This is a genomic window from Kitasatospora sp. NPDC056181 (assembly GCF_042266225.1).
GTDB lineage: Bacteria > Actinomycetota > Actinomycetes > Streptomycetales > Streptomycetaceae > Kitasatospora.
Genome location: NZ_JBHJUK010000036.1, coordinates 13617 through 38031 on the forward strand (window position 1 = coordinate 13617; position 24415 = coordinate 38031).

At 74.6% G+C, this 24415-nt stretch carries 23 protein-coding genes; 11 read left to right on the forward strand and 12 right to left on the reverse strand.

The window, feature by feature from the left end; all coding sequences use genetic code 11:
• Positions 1–510 precede the first annotated feature (510 nt).
• From ACFC1F_RS16315 to ACFC1F_RS16330, 4 genes are all read right to left on the reverse strand, one after another.
• Positions 511–1779, reverse strand: a complete 1269-nt coding sequence (locus ACFC1F_RS16315) for an NAD(P)/FAD-dependent oxidoreductase (protein WP_376158853.1) — start codon at positions 1777–1779, stop codon at positions 511–513.
• 354 nt (positions 1780–2133) lie between these two features.
• Positions 2134–2565, reverse strand: a complete 432-nt coding sequence (locus ACFC1F_RS16320) for a nuclear transport factor 2 family protein (RefSeq protein WP_376158855.1) — start codon at positions 2563–2565, stop codon at positions 2134–2136.
• 6 nt (positions 2566–2571) lie between these two features.
• A complete protein-coding gene (locus ACFC1F_RS16325) occupies positions 2572–3375 on the reverse strand; it encodes an MBL fold metallo-hydrolase (RefSeq protein WP_376158857.1) in 804 nt (267 codons plus the stop codon).
• 262 nt (positions 3376–3637) lie between these two features.
• On the reverse strand, positions 3638–4228 hold the full coding sequence (locus tag ACFC1F_RS16330) for a hypothetical protein (RefSeq protein WP_376158859.1): 591 nt from the start codon (positions 4226–4228) through the stop codon (positions 3638–3640).
• Positions 4229–4539: 311 nt separating this feature from the next.
• Here ACFC1F_RS16330 and ACFC1F_RS16335 point away from each other — a divergent pair, with 311 nt between their 5' ends.
• The gene (locus ACFC1F_RS16335; RefSeq protein WP_376158861.1) at positions 4540–5424 is read left to right on the forward strand and encodes a PhzF family phenazine biosynthesis protein; all 885 of its coding nucleotides are present in this window, start codon (positions 4540–4542) and stop codon (positions 5422–5424) included.
• A gap of 156 nt (positions 5425–5580) precedes the next feature.
• Here ACFC1F_RS16335 and ACFC1F_RS16340 read toward each other — a convergent pair whose 3' ends face one another.
• A complete protein-coding gene (locus ACFC1F_RS16340; protein ID WP_376158863.1) occupies positions 5581–6087 on the reverse strand; it encodes a DUF4262 domain-containing protein in 507 nt (168 codons plus the stop codon).
• 237 nt (positions 6088–6324) lie between these two features.
• On the opposite strand from ACFC1F_RS16340, the gene ACFC1F_RS16345 reads away from it, so the two are divergent.
• A complete protein-coding gene (locus ACFC1F_RS16345; protein ID WP_376158865.1) occupies positions 6325–7581 on the forward strand; it encodes an aminoglycoside phosphotransferase family protein in 1257 nt (418 codons plus the stop codon).
• Positions 7582–7806: 225 nt separating this feature from the next.
• Here the strand turns inward: ACFC1F_RS16345 and ACFC1F_RS16350 are convergent, their stop codons facing one another.
• On the reverse strand, positions 7807–8100 hold the full coding sequence (locus ACFC1F_RS16350; protein ID WP_376158866.1) for a ferredoxin: 294 nt from the start codon (positions 8098–8100) through the stop codon (positions 7807–7809).
• A complete protein-coding gene (locus ACFC1F_RS16355) occupies positions 8097–9362 on the reverse strand; it encodes a cytochrome P450 (protein ID WP_376158869.1) in 1266 nt (421 codons plus the stop codon). The genes ACFC1F_RS16350 and ACFC1F_RS16355 overlap by 4 nt, the downstream gene beginning before the upstream one ends.
• Before the next feature lie 651 nt (positions 9363–10013).
• On the opposite strand from ACFC1F_RS16355, the gene ACFC1F_RS16360 reads away from it, so the two are divergent.
• From ACFC1F_RS16360 to ACFC1F_RS16375, 4 genes are all read left to right on the forward strand, one after another.
• Positions 10014–11099, forward strand: coding sequence for an S-(hydroxymethyl)mycothiol dehydrogenase (locus ACFC1F_RS16360; protein WP_376158871.1), 1086 nt, complete (start codon positions 10014–10016; stop codon positions 11097–11099).
• Positions 11096–11737, forward strand: coding sequence for an MBL fold metallo-hydrolase (locus tag ACFC1F_RS16365; protein WP_376158873.1), 642 nt, complete (start codon positions 11096–11098; stop codon positions 11735–11737). The genes ACFC1F_RS16360 and ACFC1F_RS16365 overlap by 4 nt, the downstream gene beginning before the upstream one ends.
• A gap of 108 nt (positions 11738–11845) precedes the next feature.
• On the forward strand, positions 11846–12247 hold the full coding sequence (locus tag ACFC1F_RS16370) for a pyridoxamine 5'-phosphate oxidase family protein (protein WP_376158875.1): 402 nt from the start codon (positions 11846–11848) through the stop codon (positions 12245–12247).
• Positions 12248–12698: 451 nt separating this feature from the next.
• Positions 12699–12854 (forward strand): hypothetical protein, encoded by a 156-nt coding sequence (locus ACFC1F_RS16375; RefSeq protein ID WP_376158877.1) that lies wholly within the window; start codon positions 12699–12701, stop codon positions 12852–12854.
• Positions 12855–13010: 156 nt separating this feature from the next.
• Here ACFC1F_RS16375 and ACFC1F_RS16380 read toward each other — a convergent pair whose 3' ends face one another.
• Together ACFC1F_RS16380 and ACFC1F_RS16385 are read right to left on the reverse strand one after the other, a co-directional pair.
• Complete coding sequence (locus ACFC1F_RS16380) at positions 13011–14318, reverse strand: alpha/beta hydrolase family protein (RefSeq protein WP_376158879.1); 1308 nt, start codon at positions 14316–14318, stop codon at positions 13011–13013.
• A gap of 204 nt (positions 14319–14522) precedes the next feature.
• On the reverse strand, positions 14523–15839 hold the full coding sequence (locus ACFC1F_RS16385) for a DUF5685 family protein (protein ID WP_376158881.1): 1317 nt from the start codon (positions 15837–15839) through the stop codon (positions 14523–14525).
• Between the two features lie 375 nt (positions 15840–16214).
• On the opposite strand from ACFC1F_RS16385, the gene ACFC1F_RS16390 reads away from it, so the two are divergent.
• Both ACFC1F_RS16390 and ACFC1F_RS16395 read left to right on the forward strand, forming a co-directional pair.
• Positions 16215–16844: a class I SAM-dependent methyltransferase gene (locus ACFC1F_RS16390; RefSeq protein WP_209413180.1), complete on the forward strand. Its 630-nt coding sequence runs from the start codon at positions 16215–16217 to the stop codon at positions 16842–16844.
• Between the two features lie 309 nt (positions 16845–17153).
• Positions 17154–17684, forward strand: coding sequence for a hypothetical protein (locus tag ACFC1F_RS16395; protein ID WP_376158882.1), 531 nt, complete (start codon positions 17154–17156; stop codon positions 17682–17684).
• A gap of 512 nt (positions 17685–18196) precedes the next feature.
• On the opposite strand, the gene ACFC1F_RS16400 is transcribed toward ACFC1F_RS16395, so the two are convergent.
• Together ACFC1F_RS16400 and ACFC1F_RS16405 are read right to left on the reverse strand one after the other, a co-directional pair.
• Entirely contained in the window at positions 18197–19342 is a 1146-nt protein-coding gene (locus tag ACFC1F_RS16400; RefSeq protein ID WP_376158883.1) for an RNA polymerase sigma factor, read from the reverse strand.
• Positions 19343–19349: 7 nt separating this feature from the next.
• On the reverse strand, positions 19350–19757 hold the full coding sequence (locus ACFC1F_RS16405) for a YciI family protein (RefSeq protein WP_209413186.1): 408 nt from the start codon (positions 19755–19757) through the stop codon (positions 19350–19352).
• Positions 19758–20022: 265 nt separating this feature from the next.
• On the opposite strand from ACFC1F_RS16405, the gene ACFC1F_RS16410 reads away from it, so the two are divergent.
• The 3 genes from ACFC1F_RS16410 (at position 20023) to ACFC1F_RS16420 (ending at position 22925) form a co-directional block, all read left to right on the forward strand.
• On the forward strand, positions 20023–20586 hold the full coding sequence (locus ACFC1F_RS16410; RefSeq protein WP_376158885.1) for a helix-turn-helix domain-containing protein: 564 nt from the start codon (positions 20023–20025) through the stop codon (positions 20584–20586).
• Positions 20583–22151 carry an MFS transporter gene (locus ACFC1F_RS16415; protein WP_376158887.1) on the forward strand — a complete coding sequence of 523 codons (1569 nt, stop codon included), beginning with the start codon at positions 20583–20585 and terminating at the stop codon, positions 22149–22151. Before ACFC1F_RS16410 ends, ACFC1F_RS16415 begins: the two co-directional genes overlap by 4 nt.
• A gap of 75 nt (positions 22152–22226) precedes the next feature.
• On the forward strand, positions 22227–22925 hold the full coding sequence (locus tag ACFC1F_RS16420) for an alpha/beta fold hydrolase (RefSeq protein WP_376158889.1): 699 nt from the start codon (positions 22227–22229) through the stop codon (positions 22923–22925).
• Between the two features lie 7 nt (positions 22926–22932).
• Here ACFC1F_RS16420 and ACFC1F_RS16425 read toward each other — a convergent pair whose 3' ends face one another.
• A complete protein-coding gene (locus tag ACFC1F_RS16425; protein WP_376158891.1) occupies positions 22933–24393 on the reverse strand; it encodes a DUF2252 domain-containing protein in 1461 nt (486 codons plus the stop codon).
• Between the last annotated feature and the right edge of the window lie 22 nt (positions 24394–24415).

A 24415-nucleotide genomic window follows, 5' to 3' on the forward strand; every position in this document is an offset into this window, starting at 1 on the left:
TTTTGAGATCTATTGGCGCCAGCCCCGGATACTGGGGCTGACGAATGGTCAGCGATTCGGGATGGCGACCGCGTCGTCGGCCACGCTGCCCGCCGGGAGTACGGCGCCGGCAGAGCCTCGCCCCTCGCTGCTGCTCCTGCTGGAGTCCGTCGAGGTCTCGGCCGAGTGGCGGGGGAAGGGCGTCGGGATGCGCCTGGCCGTCGAGACTCTGCGGCGCCTGGTCGTTCCAGGGACGCTCGCCGTCTGCTGTCCGGCCCCGATCCACGACCACGGGCCGGTGAGCCGTGCAGCTACGACTCGGAGGACCCCGCAGTCCGGCGGCCGGACGAGGAGGCGATGGAGAAGCTTCGCCGGCCTGGGAACGGCACGGTTTCTCCCTGCTCGCCGAGGGTGTGCACGCCCGCCGGATGGAGCCCTGTCCACCGAGCCGGCCCCGTCCGTGTGCATCCCTCGGCGGTGAACGGGCGGGGCCTCGGTCGGCTGCTCGCCGGCCAGGGCTCTTGCCGTGTCTCAGACCTCGCCGAGGGCGACGTCCGGGTTCGTCAGGCGGTCGGCGTCCACCACACGCTTGGAGACGATCAGTTCGCGGATCGGGTCGGTGACATCCCAGACGTTGACGTTCATGCCCGCCAGGACCCGGCCGCCGGACAGCCAGAAGGCGATGAACTCGCGGGTGGCGCGGTCGCCCCGGAAGACGACCTGGTCGTAGCCGCCCGGTTCGACGTAACCGATGTACTCCATCCCCAGGTCGTACTGGTCGGTGAAGAAGTACGGCACCCGGTCGTAGACCGCCTCCGGGCCGTCCTGGCCGAGCATCGCGCGGGCCGCCGTCTGCGGCTGGTTGAGCGCGTTGGCCCAGTGCTCGACCCGGATGTGGCGGCCGAGCAGCGGGTGGAAGGCGTTCGCGACGTCCCCCGCCGCGTAGATGTCCGGGTCCGAGGTGCGCAGGTGCTCGTCGGTCCTGATGCCGTTCACGACCTCCAGGCCGGCCGACTCGGCGAGCGCCGTGAGCGGGGCGATGCCGATGCCGATGATCACCGTGTCCGCCGCCACCGTGGCGCCGTCCGCGAGGCGCACCCCGGTGACCGTGCCGCCGGTCCCGGTCAGCTCCTCGACCTTGGCGTTGAACCGCAGGTCCACGCCGTGGTCGCGGTGCAGGTCGGCGAAGACCTGGGCGACCTCTCGGCCCAGCACCCGCAGCAGCGGCAGCTCGGCCGCCTCCAGCACGGTCACCTCGGCCCCTGCGGTCCGCGCGGCCGCCGCCGTCTCCAGGCCGATCCAGCCCGCGCCGATCACCACGACCCGGGCCCCGGGCCTGAGCGCCGCCCGGATCCGGTCGCTCTCCTCGACCCGGCGCAGGTAGAGCACGCCGTCCTGGTCCGCGCCCGGCACCGGCAGACGGCGCGGCACCGAGCCGGTGGTGAGGAGCAGCTTCGCGTACTCGATCCGGCCGTCGTCGGCGAGCGTGACGGTGTGCCCGGCCGGGTCGACCGAGACGACCGGGGCACCGAGCCGGAGCGTGACGTCGTGCTCGGCGTACCACTGGGGCGGGTGGACGTAGATCTTCTCGCGCGGCGTCTTGCCGAGCAGGTAGCCCTTGGAGAGCGGCGGACGCTCGTACGGGCGCTCGTGCTCGTCACCGATCAGGACGATGCCGCCGCGGTACCCGGCCTCGCGCAGCGCCTCCGCGGCCTTCGCCCCGCCGAGGGAGGCGCCGACGATGACGATCGGGCGCTCTCGCCCGCCGCCGTCGGCCGTTCCTGCTGTGCCCGTGCTCATGCTGAACTCCTCGCTCTCCGGCCGGAATCACGGACAGCCTGCCGCCATCCGGCGCAGCCTGTCGAGACCACGCCAGGCGCGCCGCAGTTGGTCGCCCTAATGGGTGAACCGGGGCGCGAGGGGTTTGGTGTGCGCCCGGTGGGCCCGTCCGGTGGGTCGTCCCGGCGGGTTCCTGTGGCGGTCGTTCCGGTGGGCACTCCGGGACGGCGGGCCCCTCCGGGACGGCGGGTCCCTCCGGGATGGTGGGCGCCTCCGGAATGGTGGGCGGCTCCTTGACGGTGGGTGGCTCACGGAGGGTGGGCGCCTCCGGGTCGTTGGGGATCCGTGGGACGTGGGGTCGGCCCGGGCCGCCCGCTACGGAGTCATGGCGTCCCGCACCAGGGCGGTGTCGACGAACTGCTCGAAGCGCACGATCAGGCCGCCGCGTACGGTGAAGTGGTGCGCCACCCGGACCGCCAGCGGGCGACGGGTGGACCGGTGTACGGCGGTGTAGCGGGCCAGCACCACCACGTTCTCGCCGTCCACCACGTAGTGGTCGTCGTGGGCCGTCCAGCTGTCCCACTCGGCGGCCAGGCGCTCCATCACCCCGTTGGTGACGCCCTTCGGGGTGCGGTAGGTGCCGGCCAGCGGGAAGCCGGCCATCTCCGTCCACTCGACGTCGTCGGCGAGCGTGGCCCGCAGGGCGGCCAGGTCACCGCGCGCCGACGCCAGGTACTGGCGGCGGACCACGTCGGCGGGGGCGTCGGACTCGGCGAAGGTGGCGGCGGACCTCGGGATCTCGATCATCTCGGCTCAGCCCCAGGTCATCTCGCCCATGGCGACCTTGGTCCCGAGGTCGACCGCCAGCTTCATCCCCAGATCCGGGAAGCGCCGCTCCAGCGCCTCCTTGGCGGAGGCCGCGTCCGCCGCCCGGCCGATCTCGGTCTCGAACGCCCGCAGGTAGGCGCGGGTGTGGTCGATCGCGGTGGCGATGGCGGGCGCGCCGGCCGTCCGGTGGCCGGGCACCACGAGGGCGGGCTGCAACGCCTCCATGCCGTCCAGCAGGTCGATCCAGGCGGCCCGCTGCTCGGGTCTCGGGGTGTCGGCGGTCCAGACGTGCAGGCCCTCGAAGAGCAGCACCCCGCCGAGGACCGTGCGGTGGTGGTGCTGCCAGAGGTAGTGCCGGTCCGGCAGGTGGAAGTCGGCGCCGCGCAGCTCGAACCGGTGTCCCTCGAAGACGAGTTCGTCGCCGTGCAGCACCTCGGGGCGCACCAGCCTGGACGGCAGCTCCGGGCCGAGGTGGGCCCAGGCTCTCAGCTTGTCCTCGTAGGACTCCTGGATGTGCTCCACCGTGCTGGCCGTGGCGAGGAACCGTGCCTTCGGGAAGGCGTCCTGCACCTCCTGCGCCCCGAAGTAGAAGTCCGGGTCGCCGTGGCTGACGAACACGGTGGTCAGCCGCTTGCCGCTGGCCCGGACCCGCTCGACCAGCCGACGCCCGTCGGAGCGGGTGAAGCCGGCGTCCACCAGCAGGGCGTGGTCGGGGCCGGTCACCAGCACGGAGGTCTTGTTGAGCGAGCTGTCGGGGCTGTCGATGACCTCGAAGTCGAGGGAGCTCATGCGGGGTCGTCCTTCCTCGGGCCGGCCCGGGCGCCGTACACCGGACACGCGTCGACGCCCAGCATCGGCGACCTGCGAACCGGTCGCACGTCGGGAGGCGTGGGCGGAGCGGACCGCGGACACGGGTTCCGCCTCCGCCTCCGCCTCCGCCTCCGGTGCCGGGGCGGGGGCGCGGTGCGGGCGTTCCGGGGCAGTGACGAGGCGCCGGTGGGCGTGCGGTCCGGGACGGGGCCCGCGGTGCGGGTGGGCGTGGTGGCGGGGGTCAGCCGCCGGTGCCGGCGCGGGTCCAGAGGGTGAGGTCGCTGCTGGTGGCCACGGCCAGGGTCCGGCCCGAGGGGGAGAAGCCCGCGGCGCGGAAGGTGGACCAGGAGGAGTGGTACACGTGCCACCAGTTCTCGCCGTGCCCGCCCTCGAACGGCCCGCGGCCGGTGCAGAGCAGCACCCGCTCGTTGGGCCACTCCGGGGTCAGCACCTCGACGTGCCACCCGCCGTCGGCGTGGGTGTGCAGTCCGCCGCCGTACAGGCCGGCCACCGGGATGCGGACGTCCGCGACCGGGCCGATGCCGGGGCAGGAGAGGTCCGGGCCGTAGGGCTCCTCCTCCGGGTCGTAGTCACGCTCGATCTTCTCGCCGGTCACCGCGTCGAAGAGGCCGTGACCGCTACTGGACACCGTCAGTACGAGGTCGTGGCCGGTGGCCGGGTCGGTGGCGAAGCCGATGCCGAGCAGCCCGCCGACCGGGATCAGGCCGCCGCCGACCGGCTGCCACGGCGGCGGTGGCGCGACCACGGGTGCGGCGAGGAACCGGTCGCGGAGTTGCTGCTGGTAGGCGGTGACGGCCATGAATGTGATCATCGCACGGGTTGGAGCGTGGTTGGGGCGTGGTGGGGGATCGGGGCGCAGCTGGGGTCTGGACGGGGCCTGGATGAGTCTTGGATGAGGCCCGATCGGGGCCCGGTCGTCCTGAGGGCGGCGGTCCCCGGACGCTTCGGCCGGACCGTGTGCGGCGCTCTTCGCACCGCGTGGCCGCGGGTGGGGCCGCGGGTGGCGGCGCGGGTTGGGGGCGCGGGTTGGGGGCGCGGGTTGGGGGCGCGCGTCGCGTGGCGCACCACCGGTCGGTGGGGGAGGCCGGGAACAGCGGGCCGAAGGGCGGTGTTCGAGCGGTCATGACCAGTGACGCCGCGCCCTTGGCCGCCCCCGAGCCCGACATCCTGCGCTACGCCGCCTTCGCCACCGACCCGGGCGGGGGGAACCCGGCAGGTGTGGTGCTCGACGCCTCTGGCCTGTCCTCCGATCGGATGCTCGCCATCGCGGCCGAGGTCGGCTACTCCGAGACGGCGTTCCTGATAGCCGACACCTCGGGCGACGCCGGAGGTGCCTACACCGTGCGGTACTTCAGCCCGCTGGCCGAGGTGCCGTTCTGCGGCCATGCCACCGTCGCCTCGGCCGTGGCGCTCGCCGACCGGAACGGCCCCGGCCGGTACGTCTTCGCCACACAGGCGGGTGAGGTGCCGATCGAGGTCGACAAGGGCGCGGACGGCGTGCTGCACGCCACCCTCACCAGCGTGGAGCCGCACGTCGAGGAGGTCGGCGAGGCGGACGTCGCCGAGGCGCTCGCCCTGCTGGGCTGGTCGGCCGACGAGCTGGACGCCGCCCTGCCGCCGCGGATCGGCTACGCGGGCGCCCGCCACCTGGTGCTGGCCGCCGCCACCCGCGACCGGCTGGCCCGCCTGGAGTACGACTTCGACGGCCTGGCCGCCTACATGACGGTCCGGGACCTCACCACGCTCCAGCTGGTCTGGCGCGAGAGCGAGCACCTCTTTCACGTCCGCGACCCGTTCCCGGTCGGCGGCGTCGTGGAGGATCCGGCCACCGGCGCGGCGGCCGCAGCCTTCGGGGCCTACCTGCGCGAGCGGGGCGCGGTGACCGTCCCGGCCAGCCTGACCCTCCACCAGGGCGAGGACCTGGGCCGCCCGGGCGTGCTGACGGTCGAGCTGCGCGAGGGCGACACCCGGATCCGGGTCTCGGGCACGGCGGTGCCGATCCCGTAGCCGGGCCGGACGGGCGACGGAGCAGGGGCGAGGGGGCGGAGGGGGCGACGGGGCCGGACGGTGGCTGCTGCAGCCGCCGGGCCCCTGGTTCCCCGTGGCCTGCGCGTGCTCGGCGGCCCGCGGCGGCCCGCCGGTGCTCGGGCGTGCGGGCCGGGCTCAGGCCGCCTGGGCGGCCTCCTCCGTCCAGACCCCCTGCGGGTGGGCGTCCACCGGCAGCCAGAGCTGCGGCTGGGCCCGGCAGCCGGAGCCGGCCGCCCGCTCCCAGGGCCACCGCCGTTCGGCGTCCGGCCAGACGAGCTGGACGACCGGTACCGGCTCCCGCCGGTAGAAGCCGACCGCCGTGCCGAGCAGTGGCCGGTGCCAGCCCGGGTCCACCGGCTTGACGGTGAGCGGGTAGCCGTCCAGGACACCGGTGAGGAGGCTGTCCTCCGTGGTCGGCGCCCCCTCGCGCAGGCGTGTCGCGGCGGCCCCGACCCAGTGCATCAGGTCGTGCACCCGCAGGCCGAACATGGCCACCTCCGGGAGCCGGTGGGAGTGCCAGAGTCCCACCGTGAACGCCCAGTCCGGGACGTCGCCGCCGACGATCCCGACCACGTGCACGCCGTGGGCCCGGACGTCGGCCGTCTCCTGCGCCCAGTGCTCGGAGCGGTACTCCTCCGACACCCCCGGGGCGCAGAGCTGGCAGGGGCAGCCCGGTCGGTCCGGTGCGTTGGGTGCAGGTGCGTTCGGTGTAGGCGCGTTCGGTGCAGGTGTGTTCGGTGCGGGTGTGTTCGGTGCGGCGGTCACGGGCGCCATCCAAGCAGCCGGCCACCGCCGGTTCCCGGGCAGGTCACCCCCGGTCCGGGCCGGCCGCCGGAAAATGGGTCGCACGGATCGGGTCCGATCGGCGAACCTGCCCGGATGAAGCAAGCGAACAGCCGGTCGGTCACCGCCCACCTCACGTACGGTGACGAATATTTCGGTCCGCAGGGCCCCTACGAGGTGGACGAGGCGTGGTGGTCGGCCGCCGCGCCGGTGGTCGAGCGGCTGACGCAGGAGCTGGGCGTGCCCGTGGTGGTGCTCCGGCTGGCCGGGGTGACGGACGGCGAGGGCGGCAACGGCGGCCACGTGCTCTACCACGTCGAGGCACTGGAGCGGCCCGCCGGACTGGTGCCGCGTCAGGCGGGTCCGGACACCGCCGCGCTGCTCGGCCCGGCCGAGCGACGGGCCGGCTGGGCCACGCCCGCCGGACTCCGGGAGACGCTCGACTGGGCGGAGCAGGCGCTGGACCGGGCCGGTCGCCCCTCGGCCGGACGGCCCGAGCAGATCCGGACGTGGAACCTCTCCGGCCTGTTCCGCTACCGCACCGCCACCGGCGGCGACGCCTGGCTGAAGGCGACCAACCCCGCGTTCAACGCCGACGAGGGCGACGTGATCGCCCTGCTCGGCTCCGCCGACCCGACGCTGGTGCCGCCGGTGCTCGGCTCCGACCCGGAGCGCGGCCGCCTGCTGATCGACCACGTGCCCGGGGAGGACTGCTGGGGACCGTCCGCCGAAGAGGTCGCCGATGTGGTGCCCCGCCTGGTCGCTGCCCAGGCGGCGCTGGCTGCCGACGGCCGGGCCGCCTCGGCGGGCCTGCGCGACCGCACCCTGCCCACGCTGGTCGCGCAGGTGAACAGCCTGATCGACCGGCTCGCGGCGGAGCCCGGCGGCGAGCTGACGGCCGGTGAACGCGACGCCGCGCGGGTCCTCGCCGCGCGGCTGCCCGCGCTGGTGGCGGAGCTGGCCGGCTGCGGGCTCCCGGACACCCTGGTCCACGGCGACTTCCACCCCGGCAACTGGCGCTCCGACGGCACGGACGGCACCCACGTGGTGGTCGTCGACTTCGCCGACTCCTGCCTCGGCCACCCCGCCCTGGACGGGCTGCGCCCGCGCCAGTACGTCGCGGAGGAGCGGTGGGCACAGGTCGCCGAGGTGTGGGCGCGGGCGTGGCGCGAGCACGTCCCCGGGTCGGCACCGGAACGCGCGCTGGAGCTGGTCGAGCCGCTGTACCACCTCATGTACGCGGTGCGGTACCAGGAGTTCCTGGACCACATTGAGGCCAGTGAGCGGCCGTACCACGAAGGCGACCCGGTGAGTGAGCTGCGCAGGGCTCTGGCCTGCGCGGACCGGGTCTGACGCGGTCGTTGCCGTCGGGCGGGCGGCGCCGTGCGGCGCCGTGGCACGGCGTGGTGACACGACCCGGCGTGGTGGCACGACCCGGCGTGGTGGCACGACCCGGCGTGGTGACGTGGCACGGCGCCCGGTCGTAGGCGCCACCCCGCGAGCGGGGCGGCGCCTACGACCGGGCGGCGCCGTTGGTGGGGTGCTGGGCGGGGCGGTGGACGGAGAGCCCCTTGGGCCTCACCCGGTGTGGGCGATCCGGCGTCCGTCACGGGCGGAGTACAGGGTGAGCGCCTCGACCGGGCAGAAGCCGACGGCCTCGGCCAGCTTCGCCGTCAGCGGTTCCCCGACGGGTGGCGCACCGTCCGGCCGCGGCGCCCGCACCGGGTGGGCCAGCCCGTCCGCGCCGAGCACCAGGGAGCCGGGTACGGCGAGGGCGCACATGCCCGAGCCGACGCAGCGCCCGTGGTCGACCCGGACCACCACCGGGTCGTCGGTCGCCCGTCCGGCGGTCCCCGCCGAGTCCGCCGTCACCAGGCGACCTGGAGCGTGCGCGGACTGCGGGTCACCAGGCCGCGCCGCCAGTCGATGGCGTCCGTCGGTGCGGTGAGCCGTAGTGCGGGCAGCCGGCGGGCCAACCGGTGCAGCGCCAGCTCCATCTCCATCCGCGCCAGCCAGGCACCCAGGCAGTGGTGCGGCCCGGCCCCGAAGGTGAGCATCGGTGCGGCCGGCGGGGAGAACAGTTCGGTCAGCAGGTCACCGGTGAACACCTCGGGGTCATGGTTGGCCGTGCGGGTGTCGGCGGCGACCACGCTGCCGGCCGGGATGACCACCCCTCCGATCTCCACCTCCTCGCTGCTGCGCCGCAGCAGCCCGGGGAGGTGATCGGTGTCCACGAGCGGAATGGCGCGCAGCAGTTGCTCGGTGGCGGCCGCCGCGCTCCGCTCGTCGGAGGCGAGCTGCTTCCAGGCCTCGCGGCCGTCGCCGAGAAGGTAGACCAGGGCGTTTCCGAGCGCCGTCATGGTGGTCTCGTGCCCGGCCACCACCAGGCCGATCACCAGGGAGACGAACTGCGGCTCGGTGACGTCGCCGCTCTCCCCGGCCGCCGCGAGCAGGCTGCTGACCAGGTCCTCGCCGGGGGAGGCACGGCGTTCGGCGATCAGCCCGGCGCCGAACGCGGCGAACTCCTCCAGCGCCGCCCGGATCGCCTCGGCGGAGTAGGCGGTGGTGGAGAACGCGTGGTCGCTCCAGTGCCCGAGGCGCTCGCCGTCCAGATCGTCCAGCCCCATCAGCCTGCTGATCACGGCCGTCGGAAGCGGACGGGTGTAGGCGGCGACGATGTCGGCGGGGGAGCCCCGGTCGATCAGCTCGTCGAGCAGGCCCTCGACCACCGACGCCACCCACGGGCGCCACCGGGCGATCGCCCGGGGGGTGAATGCCCGCTGTACGGTGCGGCGCAGCCGCTGGTGGTCGGGGCCGTCGAGGCTGAGCAGGCTCTGCGGGTCGTCCAGGAGGTTCGGGACCACCGACACCGGGGGCGCGTCGGGGGCGAGGAGCGGCGCCCGGCCCAGCCGGGGGTCGGTGAGCACCTGCCGGACGTCGGCGTGGCGGCTGACCAGCCAGACCGGGGTGCCGGTCGGGAGCACGCCGAGCCGCGGCGGGCCCGGGTCCAGCCGGCGCAGGCAGTGCAACGGGAGCAGCGCGGGTTCCGTGGTCGTTCCTGCTGATGGTGCCTCTGCCGCGGTCGCGGCGGCGGTGCCGGTGCCGGCGCAGGTGACACTGTTCTCGGCGGACATCCGTACTCCAGACTCCAGGGCGGTGGGCCGCTCGGGGCGGCCCGGCGGGGGGCGGATCCGGGGAGGCGCGCGGGGACGGTTCGGGTGGGTCCCCCGGGCGGGCGGGGGCGGAGCCGACGGGACGGGTGGGTCGGACGGGTCGGGTTCGGTACGACCGTACGTGGGCGGCGTGCCACAGTCAGCAACGATTCCAGCCAACGCCGGGTGGGTGAGCGGACGATGACGGGCACTCGGCGGTCGCTGCACGCCCTCGGCCCGGCCGACGGGCCGTGCGGTCCTGGGCGGGCTTGGGTGGACCTGGGCGGGCCTGGGGCGGGGCCGGCCGGTCCGGGGCGCCGGCCGTGGGCCGGTACGGGAGGGTCTGAGGCGAGCCTGCGGCAGGGCTGGAGGAGGCTCCCGGGCAGACGATCTGAGGCGGAGTCGGGGAGGGGCCGGACAGGGAAGCCGGACAGGGGAGTCGGGGAGGGGCCGGACAGGGAAGCCGGACAGGGGAGTCGGGGAGGGGCCGGACAGGGGAGTCGGCGAGGGTGAGCCGGATCACCGAGGCTGTTCGCCGGGCGCGGACCGGCGCGGACGATACGCTTCGTGGACAAGTCGTTTGAGCAGGTCCCGCCGGTGCAGAGCCGCATCGGCCGACGGAGGTGGAATCGGATGGCCCAGCAGGTCAAGGCAGTCATCGCGCGTGCCAAGGGTGCGCCCGTGGAGGTGACGACGATCGTCGTGCCCGACCCCGGGCCGGGCGAGGCGGTGGTCCGGATCCAGGCCTGCGGCGTCTGCCACACCGACCTCCACTACCGTGAGGGCGGCATCAACGACGAGTTCCCGTTCCTGCTCGGTCACGAGGCCGCGGGCATCGTGGAGTCGGTCGGCGCCGGTGTCACCGAGGTCGAGCCCGGTGACTTCGTGATCCTCAACTGGCGTGCGGTCTGCGGCCAGTGCCGCTCCTGCAAGCGCGGGCGCCCGCAGTACTGTTTCAACACCCACAACGCCAAGCAGAAGATGACCCTGCTGGACGGCACCGAGCTGTCCCCGGCGCTGGGGATCGGTGCGTTCGCGGAGAAGACCCTGGTCGCGGCCGGCCAGTGCACCAAGGTCGACCCGGCGGCCGAGCCGGCCGTCGCGGGCCTGCTGGGCTGCGGCGTGATGGCGGGCATCGGCGCCGCGATCAACACCGGCAACGTCGGCCGCGGCGACTCGGTCGCGGTGATCGGCTGCGGCGGTGTCGGCGGCGCGGCGGTGCTCGGCTCCAGGCTGGCCGGTGCGGCGAAGATCATCGCGGTGGACATCGACGACCGCAAGCTCGCCACCGCGCAGAAGCTCGGCGCCACGCACACCGTCAACTCCCGCACCACCGACCCGGTCGAGGCGATCCGCGAGCTGACCGACGGCAACGGCGCGGACGTGGTCGTGGAGGCGGTCGGCCGCCCGGAGACCTACCAGCAGGCCTTCTACGCCCGCGACCTGGCCGGCACCGTCGTCCTGGTCGGCGTGCCGACGCCGGAGATGAAGCTGGAGCTGCCGCTGATCGACGTGTTCGGCCGCGGCGGCGCGCTGAAGTCCTCCTGGTACGGCGACTGCCTGCCCTCGCGGGACTTCCCGATGCTGATCGACCTCTACCTCCAGGGCCGCCTGGACCTCGGCGCGTTCGTCACCGAGACCATCGAGCTCGACGCCGTGGAGCAGGCGTTCACGCGCATGCACGAGGGCGACGTGCTGCGCTCGGTGGTGGTCCTGTGAGCAAGGGAGGCACCGCCCGGATCGACCGGCTGGTCACCGCCGGAACCTTCGACCTCGACGGCGGCAGCTGGGAGGTGGAGAACAACGTCTGGATCGTCGGCGACGACACCGAGGCCGTGGTGATCGACGCGGCCCACGACGCCGCGGCCATCGAGGCGGCGCTCGGCGGGCGCCGGCTGGTGGCGATCGTCTGTACCCACGCGCACAACGACCACATCGACGCGGCCCCGGCGCTCGCGGCCCGCACCGGTGCGCCGATCCTGCTGCACCCGGACGACCTTCCGCTGTGGAAGCTCACCCACCCCGACCGGCTGCCGGACGGCGAACTCGCCGACGGCGAGCGGATCGAGGTGGCGGGCACCGTACTGACCGTGCTGCACACTCCCGGCCACGCGCCGGGCGCGGTCTGCCTCCACGCGCCCGACCTCGGGACGGTCTTCACCGGCGACACCCTGTTCCAGGGCGGCCCCGGCGCCACCGGCCGGTCGTTCTCGCACTTCCCGACGATCATCGACTCGATCCGGGACCGGCTGCTCTCCCTCCCGCCGGAGACGACGGTCCGCACCGGGCACGGCGACCCGACCACCATCGGTGCCGAGGCCCCCGCACTGCCCGAGTGGATCGCGCGCGGCCACTGACGTCGTGGCGTCGTGACGTCGTGACTCCGTGACTCCGTGACTCCGTGACGTCGGCGGACGCCCGGCCCGGTGCCCGCGCACCGGGCCGGGCGTCGTACGATCGCGGGCATGGCCCATGATCCGCGCGAACTCGACGACGCGTTCCTAGCCTTCTGGCAGGAGCGGCACATCTCCACACTGACCACGCAGCGGCCGGACGGCTCACCGCACGTGGTGCCGGTCGGGGTGACGTACCAGCCGGAGACCGGGACCGCACGCGTGATCAGCAGCAGGACCAGCCGCAAGGTGCGCAACGTCCTGGCGGCCGGAGCGGCCGGCATGCGGGTGGCGGTCTGCCAGGTGGACCGCGCCCGCTGGTCGACGTTGGAGGGCGTCGCCGTCGTGCGGGACGAGCCGGAGGCGGTGGCCGAGGCCGTCCGGCGCTACACCGAGCGCTACCGGGAACCGCGCGTGAACCCGGACCGCGTGGTCATCGAGATCACGGTCGACCGGGTGCTGGGTCGGGCCTGAGGCCCTCCGCGGAAGCCGACGGGAGGCCGTCCCGAAGCAGGCGTCCCGGAGCAGGCGTCCCGAACCAGGCGTCCCGGCGCCGGCGGGAGGACGTAGGGAAGCAGCCGTCCGGCGCCGGCGGGAGGACGTACCGAAGCAGGTGCGCGGCGCCGCGACGGGAGGATGTCCCCGAGCCGATGGGGGAGAGACGACCACCGCGGCCCCCACCCTCCACCGGCCGGGCCGTGGGACCCGAGGAGCCACGGCCGGTGTCACGACCGGACCCGCGTCGACTCCCGCGCCCTGCCGTGGGGAGAACGGCTTTGGTCAACCGATTGTTCAGCCGTGTGTCCGGCCCGCCGGTACCGCGTGACCTGCGGTTCCTCGGTGACGCAGGCCCGGGCGGGGCGGGGGCGGGGCGGCGGGGACGTTGTTTATCGGGCGTTGATCGGCAGGGCCTAACGTCGGGGGCATGAACGAGGGAACGATCGAGACGCGGGGCGTACGGGTGCTGCCCGAGGGGCGGATGACGGAGCAGGACGCGGAGCGGTTCCGGGTGTTGCTGGCCCGTCTGGAGAGCTCGCTGGTCGCCGACCGGCGGGCGGCGGAGACGGGCTCCGATGCCTGAGGACGAGCCGGCGAGAGCCGGTTCGGGGCAGCGGGTCGAGGTGCTGCCGTTGTGGGAGCGCGGCCCGGCGGCGCCGGAGCCGGGGATGTGGGTCGGGGGCGGTGAGGTGTCGTCCGGTCCGGGGCTGCACCGGGCCGAACCGGACGACGGTGTCGGCTACTTCAGGAGGCGCACCTCCGGGTAGGCCGCAGACGGGTGGTCCAGCAGCGGTCCCGGGCGGCCGAGCAGGTGTCGGTCGAAGAACGCCCCGAGGTAGGCCCGGGTGGCGACGAGCCCGCGCGCGCCCTTGATGGTGCCGTACTGTTCCGGCGCGACGTCCGGCGGCACCTGGTCGCGGACCCCGAACGCGTCCACCAGCCAGTGCAGGTCGCAGAAGGTCAGGTGGCCGCCCTCGGGGAGGTCGAGCCAGCGCTTCCAGCCGGTCAGGTGCTTCCACGTCCGCTCCCAGTTGGCCGCGGGCGAGGAGTCGCCACCGCGTTGGGCGCCGAGCAGCAGCACCGGGCGGGCGAGGCCGTCGACGGGCGGCGGGACGAAGAAGTCGCCGTCGAGGTCGGCGGCGGCACGGATCCTCCCGTCCTCGTGCATCGCCTCGATCGCGCTCGCCCCGCCGAGCGAATGCCCGGCCACGCCGATCCGGGACCGGTCGATCCGGAGCCCTCGGACCAGCCCGGAGCCAGGTCCGGAGCCAGGTCCGGAGCCGGGTTCCGTGCCGGGCCCGGAGGCAGGTTCCGTGCCAGGCCCGGAGCCGGGCCCGGCGCCAGTTTCCGCGCCGGGTCCGGAGCCAGGCCCGGCGGTCAAGCGGTCGATCAGGAACCGGATGTCCTTCGCCCGGCTGAGGGTGACCTCCGCCGCCCGTTGGTCGTCCACCCGGTCGCAGATCAGGCAGTGCTCCACCCGCCCGTCCGGGAACTGCACCGCCGTCTCGTAGGTGTGGTCGAGTGCCGCCACCGCGTAGCCACGGGCGGCGAGGTCCTCGGCGAGGGCGGTGAGCGAGGTGCGGCTCAAGCCGAAGCCGGGTGAGAGCACGATCAGCGCGTGGGATCCGGGTGCCGGGGGCACGCCGACCAGCGAACCCGTGCGCACGCGGCTCGCCTCCGGGCCGCCGAACAGCACGGTGGACAGCTCCGCCGACATGTACGGGGCCCGCTCGCCGCGCCCCGACAACGCCGGGTACCAGAGCGTCGCCATCAGCTCGCGGGTGGCGGCGTCGGCCCGCCACGGATCACGCCGGCCCGCGTCCACCAGGTGCAGCGAGGCGGTGCCGACCGGCCGCCGGACGGTGGGCGGTGGTACCTGCGGCGCCCCTGCGCTCCGGGGAGGGGACAGGCCGGCGGTGGTCGGGCCGGGGGCGGCAACCGCGGCCTGCGGCGCCACGAGGCAGAGCAGCGCGAACAGGACGGCCAGCGGTGCGGAACGGCTGACGACACGGGTGACGACGTTGCGGTGCCGGGGAGTTCTCAACATGACGCCACGTTAGATCGCGTACGCCCGGCTCCGCGTCCTGCCTGTGGTGGAACCGTCGTCCACCGCAGGCAGGAGCCGCCACGCGGGCGGGCTCGCCAGTCGGACGGGCCCGCCTCCACCTGTGGTCGTGTCAGTTTCCGTTGAAACCCGGGGTGTTCCCGGGGGTGGTTCCGGGAATGCGCCGGTGTGCCCAGGGGCCGGGCTTCAGCAGTTGCAGCCGCCGCAGTCGCATCCGTCGCAACCGCAGTCACAGCCGTCGCAGCAGCCGCCGTCCCCGCAGCACTGGCAGCACTGGAAGCAGTCCCCGCAACCACTGCAGTCCCCGCAGCCGCAGTCGCAGTTCTGCCGGGCGCACCAGCCGGTCCGGTGCTCGCGCGAGAACGGGTCGTTGTGGTCGCAGCACATCAGCTGGCACGTGCAGGCCATCAGCGCCCAGACCGCGCAGCCGGCCAGCAGGTTGCGGCGGTGCGGGGGCGGGGTGCCGGGCGGGGAGAAGCCCGGCCCCTGCGGCACCCACGGCGGGACGGGCGCGCCCGGACCGGCCGGCGGCGCCTGGTTCGGGCCGTGCCGGGGCGGCGACTGGTAGGGGTTGGAGCCGGCCGGAGCGGTGGTGGTGTCCCCGCCGCCGGGCGCCGTCCGGGTCTTGCAGGCGGCGGTGTGCGAGGCCGGGCCGAAGACGCGCTCGACCGCGCGCTCGGTCTCGTGCGCGAGCAGGACGTGGACCAGCGCCCGGTCGGTCAGCTCGACCTCGCGCAGGGCGAGCCGGATGCCGTGGACGGCGTCCCGGCAGAGGCGTTCGGCCTCGGCCCGGTCGGTGCCGGTGGCGGTGAGCGGGTTCCAGGCGCCGCCGGCGGCGTCCTCGGCCTGGTCCTCGGCGGCGTCCAGCAGGTGGGCGAGCCGGCCGAACAGCCGCCCCGCCTCGGCCAGTGGCGCGGCGTTGCCGGGCCGTCCGGCCAGTGCGGCGGTGTGCGCGAAGGCGGCCGACGTGGCGCTCTCGGTGGGCTCGGTGACCAGGAGCACGGAGTCGCCCGGCTCCAGCCCGCGCTCCAACTCGCCCTGGCGGGCGGCGGCGTCGAGCAGCACGGCGGTGTCGAAGCCGACCACCGAGGCGCTGCCCGCGCTCCTGCGGTCCCAGTGCCTGGTCACGGCGCGCGCCCCGGCCGCGACCGGACGACGCGCGAACACGCCGTCCCCGTCCTCGACGTGGTCGCGGATCTTCACCGAGGCGAGCGTCAGTGAGACGGCCGCCGCCAGCCGTGCCCCCTCGCCCTTGGCGACCGAGGCGGTCCGCATCCCCCGCAGCGGGCAGGGCCCGGCGGTGCGGCGGCCGGAGGGGTCGTCCTTCGCGCTCTGCGCCTCGACCAGCACCGAGATGATCAGACCGTCGTAGTTGGTCGCGGTCCGGGCCAGCTGTCCGTGGTCGTCCCGAAGGGCGAGGCAGAGCCCGCACAGGTGCGCCATCCACGACGCCTGCAACCGCTCGGACAGCCGGTGCCGACACGGCCTGATGATGCCGAACATGATCCCCCCAGCCTTCACGGGCCGTGATCGGCCCTGGTCGCGGACATCATATGACCGGTCAGGGGGCCTGGGGAGGGCGGTGTCCGGGCGACCCTCGACTCCGTCGGCCGGTCCCACGACCGGGACTTCAACCGGGACAGGCAACGGCTGCGGGACTTCGGCGCCGCGCGGATCGAGGTCTCCGAGCTACGGCCCGGCCGGCTCGTCCTCGACGTGGGAATGCCCGACGGCTTCACGGACCGGAAGGCGCGGGACAGGCTCAAGGAGCAGATCCTGCGACTGCCGGGCGTCGTCGAGGTACGTCTCTGCACGTTCCACAGGTGTGACCAGTAGTAGTAGTACTCCGCTGGGTCCGACCGGCCTAGAGTCCTTCCCATGACGGATCATCGGGACGAGACCAGGGCGGCCTACGACGGGGTCGTCGAGCTCTACGCGTCGCTGTTCGCAGACCGGCTGGAGGAGCGGCCGTTCGCCCGGGCCATGATCGGCACCTTCGCCGAACTGGTGCGCGCGACGGGCAACCCGCGGGCGGCGGACGTCGGGTGCGGGCCCGGACACCTGACGGCCATGCTGCACGAACTCGGCCTGGACGCCATCGGACTCGACCTCTCCCCGGGCATGGTCGACCACGCCCGGCGGGCCCATCCGGCACTGCGCTTCCAGGAGGCGCGGATGGAGTCCCTGCCGGTCGAGGACGGCGCGCTCGGCGGCGTACTGGCCCACTACTCGATGATCCACACCCCGCCGGGGGAACTGCCGGCGCTGCTCGCCGAGCAGGTCCGCGTCCTCGCGCCGGGCGGCCTGCTCCTGGTCTCCTTCTTCGGGACCGACGGACCGGAGCCGGTCCGCTTCGACCACAAGGTGACGCCTGCCTACAGCTGGCCGGCGGACCGCCTCGCCGAACTGCTGGCCGACGCCGGGCTCGTTCCCTTCGCCCGCCTGCTCCACGACCCGGCCTCCGAACGGGGCTTCCTCGACGCCCACCTGCTGGCCCGCCGCTCGTAGGCCCGGTCCGACGCTGCCCGCCGGACGGTCGGCCCGCCCCGGACGGTCGGCCCGACCCCGGGTGGTCGACACGCCCAGGCGGCCGGCACACCCCGGCGCCCCTCCGGCAACCTACACGGAACACCCCTGAATGCCTCGCTCCGAGGCTGCTGTTCCGCCTGAGGGCTGTCCCGTGACCGACCTCCGGGACGGCCACCCGGGTCCTGCCGACGGTCGGCCGCCAGGACGATCGAGGGGTGGCTCTCGTGGGGGATCGTGATCCTGCGTGTGGCCGACGTACTGTCGTTGAGGTTTGGCGAGGCTGGGGTCATGCCGATCACACGCCTCGCCCTTCCCCTCGGTGACACCGAGCGCCCCGTGCCCGGCTGGGCCCTCCGGCTCGCCAAAGCCCTCCCGTTCGTCGTGCTGCCGCACTGCCTGTGGCGGCTGCCGTTCGCCGCCGACTTCCGGATGGGGATGGTCGACCCGGCGGCACCGGTCGCTCCGTGGTGGAGTCCGTTCTACGTCGTCGGGCTCAGTGTGCTCACCGAGGCGCTGGCCCTGCTCACCACCGGCCTGGTCAGCGGGTGGGGCGAGAGGCTGCCGGGCTGGGTGCCGTTCCTCGGCGGCAAGCGGGTGGCGCCGCTCGCCGCGGTGGTCCCGGCGACCTTGGGCGGCCTGGCCCTGGTGGCGATGTTCGACCTCTACCCGCTCGCCTGGGCGGGCATCCTGCCCGAGGTGGGGTTCAGCAACGGATGGTGGATGGCCCTGGCCCGGGTGTGCATCACGCCGGCGATGTTGTGGGGACCGATCGTGCTGGCCCTGGCCTGGGCCTACTACCGGCGCCGCCGACCCGCCTGATGGGTTCGTCGGCCCGGTCCGGCCGGGCCCGGCCGGACCGGGCACGCGATCGACCGCAGGGCCGGCGCGGCCACCGGCCGGCGCACGAAGCTGACACTGCGGCAGCTCGGGCCACTGTCCGCGGTGTCCAGGTCGGCAGCCGACCGGATCGTCGACCGGGGGTCGGCGGGAGTCCTGACATCCCGGAAACCGCCATCCCGGCAGGTGGGCGAGGGTGCGACGCGTGCCGCTTCGTTTGTATGAGTTCTATGGAGCAGCTCGCATTATCTGCGAGTGGTCGCAGCAATGTGCATCCTCGTGTCAGATTCTGAAAGTCGTGTGCTGACTCTTGTACGCCCGACTCCGGATTCGGCGGCCGTGATGGCCCCGGCCGACGTGTTCCATTCATCGGCGCGAAGCCCTGTTCTCCGGCATGAAGGAGAAGGAGGGGAAGGAGAAAGCGTCCCTCGGCGCCCAGGCAGCTCGCCGACGCTGTCGGACCGCCGCACCACGGAGGATCCGCGGGTGGTCCGTCAGCGGTGCAGGCGGGTGTTGAGCCGGGCGGCCTGGCGCGTCAGGTGATCGCGTTCGGCGAGGTCGGGTGCCTCGTGGGCCGCCTCGGCGTACAGCCGCGCCGCCGTCGCCAGGTCGCCGTCGCGCTCGTGGAGGTACGCCGACACCGCGGTGTGCCGGGGCAGTGAGTCGTCCAGTGCGGCGAGTGCGGCCAGTCCGGCGCGCGGGCCGTCGGCCTCACCGACGGCGACCGCGCGATTGAGCCGGACGACCGGGCTGTCGGTCAGGCCGGCGAGCTCGTCGTACCACTCGACGATCTGCACCCAGTCGGTCTCCCCGGCGGTCGGCGCATCCGCGTGGAGGGCCGCGATGGCGGCCTGGGCCTGGAACTCGCCCAGCCGGTCGCGGGCGAGGGCCGCCTGGAGGATCCCGACGCCCTCGGCGATCGACGCGGTGTCCCACCGGGAGCGGTCCTGCTCGGCGAGCGGCACCAGGCTGCCGTCGGGCGCGGTCCGGGCCGCGCGCCGGGCGTGGTGGAGCAGCATGAGGGCGAGCAGCCCCGCGACCTCGGGGTGGTCGATCGCGGCCGCGAGCTGCCGGGTGAGCCGGATGGCCTCGACGGCGAGGTCGACGTCACCGCCGTAGCCCTCGTTGAAGACCAGGTAGAGGACGCGCAGCACGGTGGCGACGTCGCCGGGCCGTTCGAAGCGCACGCCGGAGACGGTGCGTTTGGCCCGGCTGATGCGCTGCGCCATGGTCGCCTCGGGCACCAGGTAGGCCCGGGCGATCTGGCGGGTGGTCAGCCCGCCCACGGCGCGCAGCGTGAGCGCGACCGCGGACGACGGCGTCAGCGACGGGTGGGCGCACAGGAAGTAGAGCTGGAGCGTGTCGTCCACCGCGGGGGCGGGCCCGGGCGGCGGCTCCTCGTCGACGAGGTCCTCCCGCCAGCGGCGGGAGGCGTCCGCGCGGGTCGCGTCGAGGAACCTGCGCCACGCCACGGTGACCAGCCAGCCCTTCGGGTCCCGCGGCGGGCCGGTGGGCCAGACGCGGACCGCCTCCACCAGCGCGTCCTGCACGGCGTCCTCGGCCGCCGCGAAGTCGGCTCCGCGGCGGACGAGGATTCCGAGCACGCTCGGTGTGAGGCTCCGGAGCAGGGCCTCGTTCATGGCCGGGTCACTCCGTGATGGTGGGCGGCTCGGTCAGGAACGGGCGCAGTTCGAGCCACTCGTGGATCGGCCTCCCGCCCGCTCCGGGCGCGGCCGACAGTTCCCCGGCCAGCTCGACGGCGCGCTCGTAGCCGTCGACGTCGATCACCATCCAGCCGGCGATGAGGTCCTTGGTCTCGGCGAAGGGTCCGTCGGTGACCGGCGGGCGGCCCTCGCCGTCGTACCTGACCCAGGTGCCCCCGGGAGCGAGCGCCTGACCGTCGACGAACTCGCCGGTCCCCTCCAGCCGGGCCGCGAAGTCGTTCATGTACTGCACGTGTGCCGAGATCTCCTCCGGCGTCCACCGGTCCATGGGCACGTCGTTGACCGGAGCCGGGGCGCCGCGGTAGTGCTTCAGCAGCAGGTACTTGGCCATCGTGTTCCTCCTCGGTGCCGTGCGGCCCATTCTGGCCGCTTGCACCCCTGGGACGGAGCCGCCCACGGGTTCTCGACATCCTCGTCCGGGAACTCTTCCGGCGATCGTCGACGCGCGGGTGCGCCGGGCCGAGGGCGCCCCCGCCACCGCCCGCTACCGGCCCGCCCGGCCCGGCTCACCCCCGTCCGGCCAGGACTGGTCCGACCGTCGGGTCCGGCCGTCGGGTCCGGCCGTCGAGTCCCGTATCCGGGATAGCATCGCGAATATGGGAATCGACACGGTCGCCGACGAGCGACTGGCTTCGCGCCTCGCCGAGCTGCGGCTCGAACGCGGGTGGACGTTGGAGGAGTTGGCGCGGCGGGCGGAGGTGAGCCGGTCGACGCTGTCGCGGGTGGAGCGGGCGGAGGTGAGCCCGACGGCGGCGCTGCTGGGGCGGCTCTGCGCGGTGTACGGGCGGACGATGTCGCGGCTGCTGGCCGAGGTCGAGCAGGCGCCGGCGCGGTTGGTGCGGGCCGCTGACCAGGCGGTCTGGCGCGACGAGGAGACCGGGTTCGTCCGGCGGGCGGTGTCGCCGCCGCACGGCTCGCTGCGGGCCGAGGTCATCGAGGGCCGGCTGCCGGCGGGGGCCGACATCGCGTACGACCGGCCGTCCGTGCCCGGGCTGGAGCACCACCTGTGGCTGACGGCGGGCGGCCTGGAGCTGACCGTCGACGGGGAGCCGCAACTCCTCGCAGCCGGTGACTGCCTGCGCTTCGTCGCCGAGAGCACCCGCTTCCGCTGTCCCGGCCCCGAAGAGGCCCGGTACGTGCTGGTGGTGGTCGCACCGTGAAGCGGTCCTCCGCCGGCGCGATAGCCGAGGCGCCCCGGGAGCGGTTCGACGCGGCGGGGCGCCGGGTCCTGCTGGTCTGCGTCGCGGGCGGGTTCACCACGCTGCTCGACCAGTCCGTGCTCAACACCTCGATCCCCGCGCTGCGCGAGAGCCTGCACGCCCAGCCGGCCCACCTGCAGTGGATCGTGGCCGGCTACTCGCTCGCCTTCGGGCTGGCGCTGGTGCCCGGCGGGCGGCTCGGGGACGTCCGGGGCCGCAAGTGGTTCTTCGTCACCGGCCTTGCGCTGTTCACCGCCGTGAGCCTGCTCTCGGCGACCGCCACCGAACCGTGGGTCCTGGTCGCGGCGCGGCTGCTCCAGGGCGCGGGGGCCGGACTGGTCAACTCGCAGATGATCGGCACGATCCAGGACGTCTTCAGCGGCCAGCTGCGGGCGCGGGCGCTCGGCATGTACGCCGTCACCGGCGGGCTCGCCTTCGCGCTCGGGCCGCCGGTCGGTGGTGCGGTACTGGCCGCGTTCGGGCCGGAGCACGGCTGGCGGCTGACGTTCCTGCTCAACGTGCCCTTCGGACTGGCGACCGTCGTCCTGGCCGCCCGCCACCTGCCACGGCCGCGCCCGAGCGCCCGGCACGCGGACCTCGACCTGGTCGGGCTGCTGCTGGTCGGCGCGCTGACCCTGACGCTGATGCTGCCCTTCGTCCAGCCGCCCGGCTGGACCGGCTGGCTGGCCTTCGCGGCCGGTGACTGCCTGCTGCTCGGCCTGCTCGTCGGGTGGCAGCGGCGCTACGCCCGGGCCGGCGGCCACCCGCTGATCCACCCGGCGCTCACCCGGTCCGCGCCCTACGCGCTGGGGACGGCCGTGGCGATGGCGCAGTTCGGCTCCTCGCTCGCGGCCGGGCTGGTGCTGGCGATGTTCCTGCAGGACGGCCTCGGGCTCTCCCCGATGGGCGCGGCGCTGGTCTCGCTGCCCTCGGCGGTGTCGATGGGGGTCGCCTCCGCGCTCGCCTGGCGGGTGGTGCAGCGCTTCGGACGGCGGACCGTCACCGCGGGCATGACCGGCTCGGCCCTGGTGATGCTGGCCGGCGGGCTGGTCGTGCACTGGGGGCCGGCCGGTGCGCTGCCGTGGCTGCTGGCCGCGCTGCAGCTGGCAGGGGGCGCCGCCGTGGGCCTGATGGGGGCGACCAACCAGGCGTACGTGCTGCGCCACGCGCCCGCCGAGGCGGCCGGGGTGAGCGGGGCGATCCTGCAGATGGCGCAGCGGATCGCGGCGGCGGTGTCCATCTCGGCGCTCTCCGGCGTCTACCTGCGCGCCACCGCGGGCGGCGGCGGGCACCGGGCGGCGTACACCTACGCGAGTGCGGTCTGTGCGGCGGTGGCCGGCCTGGCGGTGCTGGCGTCGGTGTGCGCGGGCCGGGCAGGGGCGGGCAGGGAGGCCGATGCCGATGCCGATGCCGATGCCGAGGTCGGCGCCGGTGCCGAGGCCGGTGCCGAGGAGGGTCCGGGCGCGCGGGGCGACCGTGAGGCCGCGGTCGGGCCCGGGCCGACCGGGAGACGGGCGCAGCAGTAGCGCGCGGCGGCGGGGCGTTGAGCGCTGGGCGAACGGGTCGTCCGCGGGCGGCGTCCGCGGCATACGGTGACCGTTATGACTGCGCATCGGATCGTGGAGCTGCCGGACGTCGCCCTCGCCTGCCGGGAGAGCGGCAGGCCCGGCGGCCCGCCACTGGTGCTGCTGCACGCGCTCGGTGAGCGGGCCGCCGACTGGGACGTGGTCCTGCCCGGCCTCGCGCCGCACCACCACGTCCACGCGCTCGATCTGCGTGGCCACGGCGACAGCGGCCGGCCCGGTCGGTACGGCCTGGAGCTCATGCGGGACGACGTCCTGGGCTTCCTGGACGCGTTGGGGCTGGACCGGGTCGACCTGGTCGGCCACTCGATGGGCGGCGTGGTGGCCTACCTGCTCGCGCAGGAGCACCCCGGGCGGATCGGCCGCCTGGTACTGGAGGACGTCCCGGCCCCCCACCCGCGGCCGGCGACCCCGGTGGCCGCGGCGCCCGACGGGCCGGTGGACTTCGACTGGTCGGTGGTGCGGGCGGTCAAGCGCCAGATCGACACCCCGGAGCCGGTCTGGCTGGAGCGGATGGCGGCCATCACGGCGCCCACCCTGGTGGTGGCGGGCGGCCCGGCCAGCCACGTGCCGCAGGACCGGATCACGGAGATGGCCGAGCGCATCCCGGACTGCCGGGTGGTCACCATCGGGGCCGGGCACCTGGTGCACCGCGCCCGGCCGGCGGAGTTCGTCGCGGCGGTCGCGCCGTTACTGGACCCCGCCGGCCCGCGGTGACCGGTCGTCAGACGCCGTGCTCGGCCGGGAGCCGGCCCGCCCGTATGGCGGCGAGCAGGTCGGCGTGGTCCGCCTCGGTGCGGTCCGCGTACGCCACCGCGAAGGCGGCGACCGCCTCGTCCAGCGCCTCGTTCTTGCCGCAGTAGCCGGTGATGAGGCCGGGGTCGGCGGTGTGCGCGTGGGCCCGGGCCAGCAGGGCGCCGGTGATCCGCGCGTAGTCGTCGAGCTGGCCGGGGAGCAGCGCCGCCGGGTCCACGCTGCCCTTGCGGTTGCGGAACTGCCGGACCTGGTAGGGCAGTCCGTCCACCGTGGTCCAGCCGAGCAGGGTGTCGCTGACCACCTGCATGCGCTTCTGGCCGAGCACCACCCGGCGGCCCTCGTGGGCGTCCTGGGCCGGCTCCGCGACCGGGAAGCCCGCGCGGGCCAGGTGGGGCAGCAGTACCGACGGGCGCGCCTCCTTCACCTGGAGCACGAGCGCCTGCTCGCGGTGGTCGGTGAGCAGGACGACGTACGAACGGGTGCCGACGCTGCCGGTGCCGACGACGCGGAACGCCACGTCCTGCACCTGGTAGCGGGAGAGCAGCGGGTGCAGCTCCGCGGGTACCGTCCGCACGTACGGGCCGAGCGACGCGGCCACCGCGCCGGCCGTCGCGTCCGGCACCTCGCTGAGCACCGGGGGAGCGGACGTGAACCGCCAACCGCCGTCCTCCGTGCGGACGGTCGACTTGGCGGCGAACCTGGCGCCGGTGTTGCCGAGCGCCTTGGCGCCGACCTTCTGGAGCACCTCGGCCAGGTCGTGCGCCTGGGCGAAGGAGACCAGCTGGTCGTCGGCGACGGCGTTCCAGGCGTCCAGTACGGGCAGCTTGGCCAGCGTGCGCATGGTCCGCCGGTACGAGCCGGCCGCGTCGAAGGCGGCCCGGCGCGCGGTCGTCTCGTCGGCGCCGATCTCCCGGCCGGCCAGCACCAGGCTGGCGGCCAGCCGCTTGAGGTCCCACTCCCACGGGCCGGGCACGGTCTCGTCGAAGTCGTTGATGTCCATGACCAGCCGGCCGCGGGCGTCGCCGTAGAGGCCGAAGTTGGCGGCGTGCGCGTCACCGCAGAGCTGGGCGGTGATCCCGGTGGCCGGGGTGGTCGCGAGGTCGGCGGCCATCAGGCCGGCCGAGCCGCGCAGGAACGCAAACGGGGTGGCCGCCATCCGGCCGAGCCGGATCGGCACCAGGTCGGTGAGGCGGCCGGCGTTGGAGGCCTCGATCGCCTCGACGGCGGTCGGCCGGTCGCCGGCGAGGGCCAGCTCGGCGTGCCGCTCGCGCGGGGTGCGCCCGCGCAGCGCCTTGCCGCGCTCGCGGGAGCGGCCGTCGTGGCGCGGCGCGAACCCGTCCACGGCGAACCGGCGCCCCGGCCCCCGGCCGTCCTCCCCTGCGTCCGCCCGCAGGCCGGACCCCTCCACCGTTTCGGTCAGCTGCGTCACTGCGCCCGCCCCGTCCTTCTGT